Source organism: Halomonas sp. ISL-56 (genome assembly GCF_018612805.1).
Classification (GTDB): domain Bacteria; phylum Pseudomonadota; class Gammaproteobacteria; order Pseudomonadales; family Halomonadaceae; genus Vreelandella.
Map to the genome: position 1 here is coordinate 63,439 of NZ_JAGGRO010000024.1, position 11,230 is coordinate 74,668.

Consider the following 11,230-nt stretch of genomic DNA (forward strand, 5'->3'; position numbering starts at 1 on the left):
CTACTTGGGTTGCCATCAACAATTGGAGGGGAAATATCATGTCCCGCCGCAAATCCACACAGACTGAAACCTGCCCGATGGCACGTTCTGTCGATGTCGTTGGGGATCGTTGGTCGCTGCTTATTGTGCGAGATGCTTTTGACGGCATGAGAAGATTCGGCGATTTTCAGCGCAGCCTGGGTATGGCTCGTAATATTCTGGCCGAACGCCTGCGTCGGTTAGTTGAAGCGGATATCCTGGAAACTCGGCCTGCATCGGATGGTACGGCCTATCAGGAGTACGTGCTGACAGCCAAGGGCGAGAGTCTATTTCCTGTGGTGGTTGCTCTGCGTCAGTGGGGGGAGCGCTACTTGTTTTCACACAGCGAGCCGCACTCCCTGCTTATCGACAAGTCGACAGGGCAGCCTGTGCCGTATATGGTTCCGCAGGCCGGTGATGGCGATGTGCTGGCCCCAGATGACGCGATAGTAAGAAAAATTAAATAGCAACGTTGGTTTAGCCCAACAGCCATTGCCTGAAACGGTGGGTGGCATCGGCTAGGGGGCACGGAAAGTGTGATGAAGTCGGGTAGCTACAAGCATCCGTGGGAGGCAAATCTGGCGCCCAAGCGTTATTTCAGTGTTTATCTTCGAGACGCAGTTTAGCGATATCATCAATTGATAACCCAGTCGCCTCAGCAATCTGCGCATCAGTAAGCACACCAAACGCCAACAAATGGCGAACAGTATCGCGCTTGCTTTCCAAAGCGCGCTGCTCAGCTTCCTGACGCCCCTTTTCGATACCCAACTTCTCGCCTGCTAGGCGCTCTTTTTGCACCAGGTTTTCCAAGTTTTCTGCCAACATATCTTTATCCTCCACCAAACTATTGAGCTGCTCAAGATTCACCTCAGCTCCGAGCCGTTGCAGGTGACGCTTGATTCAACGTGTAATGACCTTATCAATGCGCTCTTTGTTCGGATCTGCTTGAATGATGGCTAATCAGCTGCTGTATAAACCCTGGGTAGCTAAAAACCCCTTGTAGCTGTTAGCCAGTATGGAGTGTGTCCGCCATGGGCGCTCCTTGTTCAATGTTTTAACGCGGCTGCATTGCACAACAGTATATCTAAGAATAAATAGCGGCCCTTCAACAAGCAACTATTGGCTGATGGGCGTCAATCGATATCCATCAGGCCGGAGTAGCAGCGGCTACGGGAGGGGTGGCGCCTGTGACTTCATCGCCGAGGAAAGCGTGAGAAAGTCCGCCAGCTGTTGGGTGGCACGCTTTTGTGACGCCTGAACCATCATGAGTTCCACCATTGGCAGTGCCGGAAATCCCTCTTTCTTGCCAAGAATAATATGGTCTTCAGCCAGCGCACTGGCGGGAAGCACACCGATACCAAGACCAGCCGAAACAGCGGTACGAATGTTTTCATAAGAGGCGCTGGTATAGGCGCTGTAGCCGTGTTTCTGGTGCTGATCCAAGGTAGCCAGCGCCGCACGGCGGTAGCAACAGCCATCCGGGAAGATGACTAACGGTACATCTGTCATGCGGTCGAAATCGTGCCGTTGTGAGGCCACCCAATGGAGAGGCTCTCGCCGCAGCAGATGGCACTGCCAGCGCGGGTCGCTTGGGGTGAAGTCTCCCGCAGACTTAAAAATGGCGAGATCAAGGCCGTTACTGTCGAGCTGGTGGAGCAGTTGCGACGAGAGGGCTGAGACGACTTCCAGGCGCAGATTGCGGTTTAGCTCGGCGCAGCGAGAAATAGCCCCATGCAGATCCAACACCTTGAAATCATCGGGAACGCCAATCAGCAGGCGACCGGCAATCTCCGGTTGCTGCATGGCACTCACCGCCTCAGAGGTACGGGCAAGTATTTCATTGGCAGCGGGTAGAAAGCGCTCACCGTCTGCCGTTAAGCCAAGGATGTGGCCTTGGCGACGTTCCAGTAACTTGCAGCCCAGTATCTCCTCCAGCCGCTTCAGGCTTTGGGTGACCGCAGACTGGCTGCGGAATAGCTGAAGCCCTGTCTGCTGAAAACCATTGCCTTCGGCTAACAGCACAAAAGCGCGCAGGTGCTCCAGGGTGACCCGCCTATCGCCCAAGGGGGAGGGTTGGCAAGCAAACACGCTCTGTCTCCATGCTAAACATTAATTTAACTAATTATGGTGGGTTAATAATTAATTTCCACTGCACGTAACTCCCATGCACCCTCTATTACGTAGTGACGCAAAAGCCAGCGGGCGCTTTTAGGGGGCTGTATGAACAATTTCGCGTTAACCGGTTTGGTGGTTATTTTTAGTATCGTTTGGAGTTCGGCATTTATCGCCGGGGCTATTGCGCTGACGGATTTTGACCCCTTTACGCTGCTCACACTCCGGTTCTTATTGAGTGCGTTACTGATGCTACCCCTTTGCCTTATCTGCGGCGGATTCCGGTGGTCAACCCATGGGGATCGCATCGCTATCCGGCGCGGATTGCTGCTCGGTGTTCTTAATAATGCCCTTTACCTGGGGCTGAGCTTTGCCGCCTTGCAAACGGTTCGCCCCCAGGTCGTTATTGTGATTGTCAGCTGCGCACCGCTGGCCACAAGTTTGCTATCGGCATGGTGGGGCGTAGAACCGCTTTCTCCAATGAAACTTCTCGGCGCGGCGCTGGGGTTAGTGGGAGTGGTGGTCATCTCTGGCGTTGCTAGTGGCATGCCAGTGGATATCGGGGGCGTACTGATGGCAACCGGCGGCATGCTCGCCTTTGCCAGTGGCACGGTTTTCTTCCGGGGCCAAGGCGCAGGCCTACCCGTCTTACAGGCCAATTTCTGGCAATCCATTGCTGGCGCCGTCGCGCTTCTCCCCATGGCAATGGCGTTCGGGCAGCCGCTTACCGTGCCTTCTATCGCCACCATGATAGCGATTACACATCTAGTACTTATCGTCACCATAGGCGGAATGAGCCTCTGGCTTGTGCTGATCCGCATCAGCGGCGCCTCGACGGCATCCAGCTACCACCTTCTTAATCCGTTCTTCGGCGTACTACTCGCTTATCTAATACTAGGGGAGCCGTTGCGCATGGCGGATTTTATTGGGGCTGGGCTGATTGTAAGTGGCCTGTTTCTGAGCACTCAGGCAAGGGCGAGAGCACCGCAGTGTTAGGACAGTTGTAGTGCATTAGAGAGCAGTGGCAAAAACATGATACAGGTCATGGCCGTAGCCTAAAGTGTGATGAGGAGAGCATGGGATTCAACGAACTTTGCTGCTAGGCTCATTTTACTAGAGCTAAAAAAGCCGCAGGGAACAATCTATGCCACAGGCACCTCGCATCGAGCTTCACCCCGCTAGCCAACGCGTGCAGATGCATGTAGATGGAAAGCTGCTTGCCGACTCCAGACAAGCCCTCGAACTCCGCGAAATTGGTAACCCGCCGCGTCACTACTTCCCACGAGAAGACGTGCGGATGGAATTGCTTACCCTTTCTGAAACGACCACCCACTGTCCGTTTAAAGGCCACACGGTGTATTTCTCGCTGGGCGACCATAAAGATATTGCCTGGAGCTACGAGCAGCCGATTGAAGGGATGGAAGCTATAACGGGTAAGGTGGCGTTTTATAAGCAAATTAGCAAATGACGCCTTTCGACCCTAAGCGCCCATACCAGCACAGTCGTTCGGCATCTAATTTTTGCTAGGTGGGATCCAGCATGAGCCAATAATGAATTCTATTTTTGTCAGAATTTTTGGATTGTATGAAAATTGAGTCGCAAATGGTGGTGTCGGCCTTTGTAGCACATTGTTGTAACTCTTTATTATTAGCTATGGTGAGGATTTATGGCGTTTAAAAAACCGTCTGCGCAAGTCCCTGTCCCGGAGAGTCCAGATCGACTTTTTCGAGATTTGCCTCGCCGCAAGCATCCGAGCCTATATGATCACCAAGGACAGGTTCTCCGCACATACGTTTCCGAGGCACTAAGAGCACCAGATGTAGCGCTCCAGTTGCCAACCGGCAGTGGAAAAACCCTCGTTGGACTATTACTAGCTGAATGGCGACGACGCAAGTACGGCGAGCGGGTAGTCTACCTTTGTCCTACTAGGCAGCTTGTGAGTCAAGTGGCTGACGAAGCATCTGACAAGTATGGACTGTCTGTTCAGGCTTTTACTGGCTCTGTGAAGAACTACACGCCCGATGCTAAAGCTGCCTATTTAGATGGAAATAAAGTGGCTGTCACAACTTACAGCAGTCTATTTAATACCAACCCGTTTTTTGAAGATCCAGATATTATCCTTGTCGACGATGCTCACGCGTCAGAGAACTATATTGCTAGTCAGTGGACAGTCCATATCAGTAGGTCTGGCGAGGATCAGAGTCTGTTCGATGCTGTCGCTAGCGTGCTTAAAAGCCAATTGTCAAAGACCAGCTATGCCCGCATGATTGGGGAAAGAGATGGATTTGACGACATGACATGGGTCGATAAGATTCCAAGCTACAAATTGTCTGAAGTCGCCCAAGAACTTCAAACAGTCATATCTCAAAATATAGGTAGAAGCGATCAGCGCCATGCTTGGAGCATGCTTGCGGATCACCTTACTGCGTGCCAGTTGTATATCACATGCTCGGAAATAATGATTAGGCCACTAATACCTCCGACCTGGACGCATCATCCTTTTGTTGGGGCGAAGCAACGAATTTTCATGTCTGCCACTTTAGGAGCCGGCGGAGACTTGGAGCGGCTCACAGGTCGCACAACCATTACCCGTTTACCCATTCCTGAGGGTTGGGATCGTCAAGGAATAGGCCGCCGCTTTTTCATCTTTCCAGAAAGATCTATGGGTGAGCAAGAAACCCTGGATCTACGCCGTTCTCTAATGCTGAAAGCAGGCCGTAGCCTTGTCTTAACACCAACCAATGGAGCCGCAGAGAACATTCAGGAAGATGTGAAATCTACGTTAAACCTTCCAGTTTTTACTGCGGTAGATCTTGAGTCTAGCCGGTCAAATTTTATAAATAAGGCAGGTGCGGTAGCTGTTATAGCAAACCGCTATGATGGAATCGACTTTCCAGATAATGACTGTCGGCTCTTGTTTGTCGAGGGTTTGCCGAGAGCTACGAATCTCCAAGAGCGGTTCCTAATGACTCGAATGGGTGCCAATCTTCTATTCAATGAACGAGTTCAAACCCGCGTTCTCCAGGCGGTCGGCAGATGTACTCGCGGACTTAATGATTATTCAGCGGTTGTGGTCACGGGGGAGGACCTTCCTGGCTACCTAACAGACCGGCGCAGACGGAAGCATTTCCATCCTGAGCTGCAAGCGGAGCTTGAATTTGGTGTGGAACAATCGAGCGAAGTCAGCGCTTCAACCATTGAAGAAAATTTCGAAATATTCCTTGAACATGAGTCAGAATGGGAGACGGCGAATGAAAGTATCCTAGAAACAAGGTCTAACGCGGTTCAAGAACCCTTCCCCGCGATGGGTGAGTTGGCTTCGGTCGTGAAACACGAAATAGTCTGGCAACAGGCAATGTGGGGGCAGGACTACCCGAAGGCATATGAGGCAGCTCGTGAAGTGCTTGGTGGGCTAAATAATCATGAGCTGCGAGGCTATCGGGCACTATGGCATTACCTTGCAGGAAGTGCAGCCGAGCTTGCATCCGCACAAAAATATGCCGACTTAGGTATGCAGGCGAAAGAGCAGTTCAGAAAGGCAAAAGACGCAGCAGCAGGTATTCCTTGGCTCGTCGAACTGGCACACGGGCGCGATGAACAGCCAACAGTCGATGAACAGAACGATACAGTTATTCAGCTTCAGGTTGAGCGTCTTGAGGTCTACCTGCAAAAGCTAGGTACGGTTCACAACCGAGCATTCACGGCGCGAGAACAGAAGATTCGCGACGGTCTCCGTGATGGTGACTCATTTGAGCAAGCACAGGTATTGCTAGGCGAACATCTCGGTTTCTCGGCGGGCAAGCGCGAGGCTGATGCCTCCCCTGATCCATGGTGGCAGGTTGGAGATGTGGTGATCGTTTTTGAGGATCATGCCAATGCTGATCCAAGCACGGCAGTAATTGACGCAACCAAGGCTCGACAGGCTGCCTCACACCCTGACTGGGTTCGAGACCATGTACCGAATGCCGTAGATGCACGAATCATCCAGCCTGTACTTGTAACACCATCCAAGAAGGCTAGGCCAGGAGCGTTGCCACATCTCGTGAGGGTCGCCTACTGGGAGTTAGATGAGTTCAGGGCATGGGCTGAACAGGCCCTCGTGATGATCAGGGAACTTCGCAGGAGCTTTCAAGAACCAGGGAACTTGGCGTGGCGAGCTGAAGCAGCAACTGCTCTCGCAGACGCTGTGGCGGACGCGCCAGGACTAAGCGGTTGGTTGGAAAAACGGCCAGCACGCAATCATTTGGAGGAAACGCCTTAGGGCCCATTTCGTCCGATCAACCTCAACGCTATATCATAATATCGTTGGTATTCTAATTCTGGCCGAATGCGTCTCAAAGCCTACACAAGTTTATATTAAGCACGATGAGTGCGGCGAGGGCTTACCATGATCCAATTACCGCCTCTGGTGGTGAATGTGTCGTTCTCTAAGGGGCGGGTGCGGCATGTCTTGCGGCAGGGTGCCGAGATCCAGATATTGGAACGAGAAGAAGAACGGATTACGTCGAGAACCACGTTGCCGATTTTGCACCTAGCAAATGGTGAGCGAGTGCTGGTGACCTCAAGGCCGCGCATTGCTCGCCCGGTCGGCGTGGATGGTATCTTAAAAGAACGTCCAGGAGGTGGCTATAAATGGATGAGCCATCGGTTGCTCGAGGAATTTGAGGCAATGGTTGCGCGGGATGGTTGGCCTCGCGTGGCTAGGGAAATTGCTAATTCTTGGATCGGACGACTATCTTTCCGTTTCGAAATCAAACAGGAAAATGGAGCCGTGAGGCCGGGGGACGAAGGATTAAGGCCGCCGCAGCTGGGCGCTTTGCATGCAATCGGAGCGCACTGGAGCCTGGAGCATCAGCCGGCAACGATTGTAATGCCGACTGGAACTGGGAAGACGGAAACGATGCTGGCTACCCTAGCGGCTTTTGGAAAGACGCCACTTCTGGTTGTAGTTCCGTGGGATTCACTTCGGGCCCAGACTGTACAAAAGTTTCTTACATTCGGGTTGCTCAGGAAGCTCAAGGTACTACCCGGAGCGGTGCTCAACCCTATCGTCGGAATCATCAACAAACGTCCGCAAACGCTTGAAGATCTTGAACTGATTGATGCATGCAACGTCGTGGTGGTCACGGCTAGTGCCATCGGTGTGGGCACGCAAAGCGAGATCCTTGATGCATTGGCTCAAAAGTGCAGAGCGTTGATCTTGGACGAGGCGCATCATGTCCCGGCTTCCAACTGGACGCGTATAAGGGATGCATTCAACCACGTTCCCATTCTCCAGTTTACGGCTACGCCTTTCAGGCGGGATGGGAGACTCGTCGCCGGAAAGGTCATATTTAACTACCCGCTTGGCCATGCCCAGCGGGATGGTTACTTCAAGCCGATCCAGTTTAATCCTGTCTGTGAGGTTCGTGGCAAGGAGCAGGCAGATCAGGCGATTGCCGAGGTAGCCGTCCAGCAGCTAAGGGAAGACCTGCGTGCTGGATACGACCATTTGCTCATGGCTCGGTGTGAGAGCATCGGCCGGGCTGAGGTCGTAGAGCAAATCTATAGGGAGCTAGCTCCCGATCTAGAGCCCGTCCTAATTCACTCGGAGAGCCGTGGCACCGACACTAGAGTAGAGGATCTGAAAGCGGGCCGATCCAAGATCGTGATCTGCGTCAACATGCTAGGAGAGGGATTCGATCTTCCTAGCCTGAAGGTGGCGGCTGTCCACGACATGCATCGAAGCCTAGCCATCCTTCTGCAGTTTACTGGCCGATTTACCCGGGTTGCAGGCCAGAACATAGGCGATGCTACTGTCGTCGCAAATATCGCAGATTCCCGAGTTTCCGGTGCGCTGGAACGCCTTTATAGTGAAGATGCCGACTGGAATAAATTGTTAAGCGAACTCAGTTCAGAAGCTGCCCAAGGGCATGCTGAGCTGGTCGAATTTCTTCAGTCATCGCGAAGGTTGGATAAGCCTGCTGATAATGACGTTTCCATTTCGCACAAGTTGCTTCGCCCAATTTTTAGTACGGTGGTTTATCGCGCAGAGCAATTCCTTCCAACCAGGTTCTATACGGGCCTAGGAAAAGGTCGTCATGTTCATGCAGTTTGGCTACATGAACAAACAAGTACTTTGTATTTTGTTACAAGGAATGAGCCACGCGTACGTTGGCTGCAATCCAAAGAAGTTCGTGATCGGGAATGGGCTCTATTTGTGCTGCATTATGACGAAAATTCGGGGCTTCTATTCTTGTCTTCAACAGACCATGGCTCTATGTTCCAGGAGCTAGCCCAGGCAGTATCTGACTCGGTTTCCTTGATCAGCGGGGAACAGGTGTTCCGTTCACTTGGCCGAATCAACCGACTGATGTTTCAAAGTCTAGGTGTTAAGAAGCACGGTAGGCGAAATCTGAGCTTCGCTATGTACACCGGAGCCGATGTCGCCCTGGCGCTTGGCGTTTCCGAGCGAGCCGGTTCCGTCAAGAACAACGTCAGCGGGACGGGTTGGGAAGAAGGAAATAGGATCGCGATCGGGTGTTCATATAAAGGACGCGTATGGTCAAGAGAACAAGGTTCTATTCCTTCACTTATCCGTTGGTGTAAGGCAGTCGGCTCGAAGCTCATGGACGATACTATTAACGTTGCCGACATCATTGCGAATGTGCTGATTCCACAAGAAGTCGACAGGCTGCCAGATGTAACGGTACTTGCTGTAGAGTGGCCAGCAGAGCTGTTGGGCATATCCGAGGGACGGGTAATATTTACGTCCGAAAATGAAGAATGGCCACTATACCTGATTGATATTCAGCTTCTTGAGACGGAAGGGAATGACGTGCATTTCGTACTTAGTACAGACGACTGTCCTGAGTTCGCCGCGTTTACTTTGACGATTGGAGGCGAAAACGGTTTTCAGGTTCACCAGACGTATGGAAATGATTTAACGACCAAGATCGGGAATCGTGAATACCGTGCATCGGAGTATTTCAGTGCCTATCCACCTTTGATCCGCTTTGTGGATCTTTCTGAGTTGGATGGAAATCTTCTGATCAAGCCCCAAGATCCACGAGAGCTAGCAATTGATGAGAGGCAGTTTGAAGCGTGGAACTGGCAGGGCGTGGATATAACGGTTGAATCCATCTGGCGAAATGGACAGGAGCGCCGGGAATCAATCCAATGGAGAGCCGCGCAACATTTCGTCCAAGGCGGTTTCGACGTAGTGTTCGACGATGACGGCGCGGGCGAAGCGGCCGACTTGGTTTGCCTGAAGGAGGAGCCGGATCGTATTCGAATGGTATTAGTCCACTGCAAATTCGCGGGTGGCCTGACCCCCGGCGAACGCGTGAAAGATGTTGTCGAAGTTTGTTCTCAAGCTGTGCGCTCGGCAAAATGGAAATGGCGCTTTAGGGATCTTGGCCAACACATTAATAACAGAAATCTGAAATTAGCAAATTATACCGTGCGCCCTAGTCGGTTCCTCGCGGGTAGCTCGGTGGTGTTGAACAACATTGTGAAGGCCTATCGATTTAAACGGGTTGAAGCGGAGATACTCGTGGTTCAGCCCGGTCTCTCAATGGCAAACCGGACGGCCGATCAAAACATGGTGATGGCTTCGGCTGCTACGTTTCTCAAAGAAACTATTGGATGTGATCTTGGGATTATCTGCAGTGAGTAGCAAATTGATGTTGTTCTAAGAATTGGAGTGCGGAGACGTCCGCTATTGGCCGACACAAGAATTACCGTGCATAGGTGCTATCGACCCAAAGCGGCCCTTCCAGCGAAAGCGGCATGCTGGTTCAGCCGTGTTAAGCAGCTGGCACGATAATCTATGTTATGCTGCCTATTTATATTTAATTAATTTTAATTTCAATGGGATAGATCGTGAATGAAGGGCTGTATAACCTGAATGAACGCGCCGGCGGATTCATTGAGGTTATGTAGAAGGGAGTATAATCACTGTTAGCAATACCCGACCTCACGAAGCATAAACGGAGAAAATTTGATACCCAAACTAAAGCAGTACAAGAAGTGGTCTCTTCCAAGCAAATATTCGTTTTGGGGTCTCATGGTAGGAATTGCCGCATTGGCAATCGCTATTTACACACTTTTCCCGGAAGAAGATGTTCTTAAACAAGTTGCGCAGGAGGAATACAGACCGAAAGTGGAATTGGTTGATGCGAACGCCATGCAATGGTTAGGTGACCCTGAACCATTTCTAACTCTTTATTTTGAAAATAGATCGAAGGGGCCAGCTAAAAATTTCACTGTAGATATTTATGACGGGAACGAAAAAATTATTTCAAAACAGATTAGTGGGGCAAATATGCTGGGTTCTGGAAACTTGTCCTTGAAGCCAGATCAGGAGCTCGGTATTCCATTGATCTCGGTAAGTGAACTACAGGAACTATTGTCAGATAAAGGCCGAATTCGGGATATCGTAGGTTTCGGACTGAAGGCAAATGTTCCAGAGCAGTTTAGGATGGAGTTGCGTGAAAAATATGTTAAAGATGGGAACGGATTTTATTCAGCCAATGCCTATCCTCTTTTTGTGCAATTCTCATATAAAGGAATAACAGGTTCAGATAATGAGACTACGACAGGGCTTTTCGTTTATCTGGATGCCACTGGAAATGGCTAACACCTATGAGCCTTCTCTCTGTCAATAGGCCGCAGTGTTTTTTATTGGCCGCGTCAGCGGCCAATAACAAGTCCCTGAGCCAGTGATCCTACTTCATCTGTCATCGTTGGCTGTGAGTGGCTTACAGCAAACACCTATTGAGGCTCTCTTAACGTGGTGGGTTACCACTGCCAGACCGGGTTGCTCCTTGCAGGTGGGTCTGGGGCACTAGACATTCATCGGTTAACCAGCCTCTGTCCTATTCAAACAGCGGGTTACTTTATAGTCCCAGTTAGTTTCAGGTTCAGCGCCGGTGTAAGCCCACTCGCTCAGGGTATTGGTGCACGCCAGCAGGATGGATAATCAAAGCGACGGGCTTCGAGTTGGGTGTAGAAGTCGGGCCTCAGGTCTGAATGACCAGTCAGCAGACACCCGGTTTCAGCACACTCCGTGATGATCCAGTTAGACATTGATCATCACCCTGCTGCGTGACTAACTCGT

8 protein-coding genes are annotated in these 11,230 nt (G+C 51.3%); 6 read left to right on the forward strand and 2 right to left on the reverse strand.

Translation table 11 applies throughout. The annotated features are described in order from the left end of the window. Positions 1-38: 38 nt before the first annotated feature. The gene (locus tag J7J49_RS19780) at positions 39-485 is read left to right on the forward strand and encodes a winged helix-turn-helix transcriptional regulator (protein WP_251048420.1); all 447 of its coding nucleotides are present in this window, start codon (positions 39-41) and stop codon (positions 483-485) included. A 130-nt stretch (positions 486-615) separates the two neighbouring features. Here J7J49_RS19780 and J7J49_RS19785 read toward each other — a convergent pair whose 3' ends face one another. Then, positions 616-885 carry an RpnC/YadD family protein gene (locus J7J49_RS19785; protein WP_353048401.1) on the reverse strand — a complete coding sequence of 90 codons (270 nt, stop codon included), beginning with the start codon at positions 883-885 and terminating at the stop codon, positions 616-618. Between the two features lie 300 nt (positions 886-1,185). Next, positions 1,186-2,106, reverse strand: a complete 921-nt coding sequence (locus J7J49_RS19790) for a LysR family transcriptional regulator (protein WP_215095118.1) — start codon at positions 2,104-2,106, stop codon at positions 1,186-1,188. Between the two features lie 132 nt (positions 2,107-2,238). Between J7J49_RS19790 and J7J49_RS19795 the strand changes: the two genes are divergently transcribed. The 5 genes from J7J49_RS19795 (at position 2,239) to J7J49_RS19815 (ending at position 10,750) form a co-directional block, all read left to right on the forward strand. Next, a complete protein-coding gene (locus J7J49_RS19795) occupies positions 2,239-3,126 on the forward strand; it encodes a DMT family transporter (protein WP_215095120.1) in 888 nt (295 codons plus the stop codon). 148 nt (positions 3,127-3,274) lie between these two features. After that, a complete protein-coding gene (locus J7J49_RS19800) occupies positions 3,275-3,598 on the forward strand; it encodes a DUF427 domain-containing protein (protein WP_215095122.1) in 324 nt (107 codons plus the stop codon). Between the two features lie 198 nt (positions 3,599-3,796). Beyond that, positions 3,797-6,391, forward strand: coding sequence for a DEAD/DEAH box helicase (locus J7J49_RS19805; protein WP_215095124.1), 2,595 nt, complete (start codon positions 3,797-3,799; stop codon positions 6,389-6,391). A 126-nt stretch (positions 6,392-6,517) separates the two neighbouring features. Beyond that, positions 6,518-9,787 (forward strand): DEAD/DEAH box helicase, encoded by a 3,270-nt coding sequence (locus J7J49_RS19810; RefSeq protein WP_215095126.1) that lies wholly within the window; start codon positions 6,518-6,520, stop codon positions 9,785-9,787. A 390-nt stretch (positions 9,788-10,177) separates the two neighbouring features. Further along, complete coding sequence (locus J7J49_RS19815) at positions 10,178-10,750, forward strand: hypothetical protein (RefSeq protein ID WP_215095127.1); 573 nt, start codon at positions 10,178-10,180, stop codon at positions 10,748-10,750. Positions 10,751-11,230: the final 480 nt, after the last annotated feature.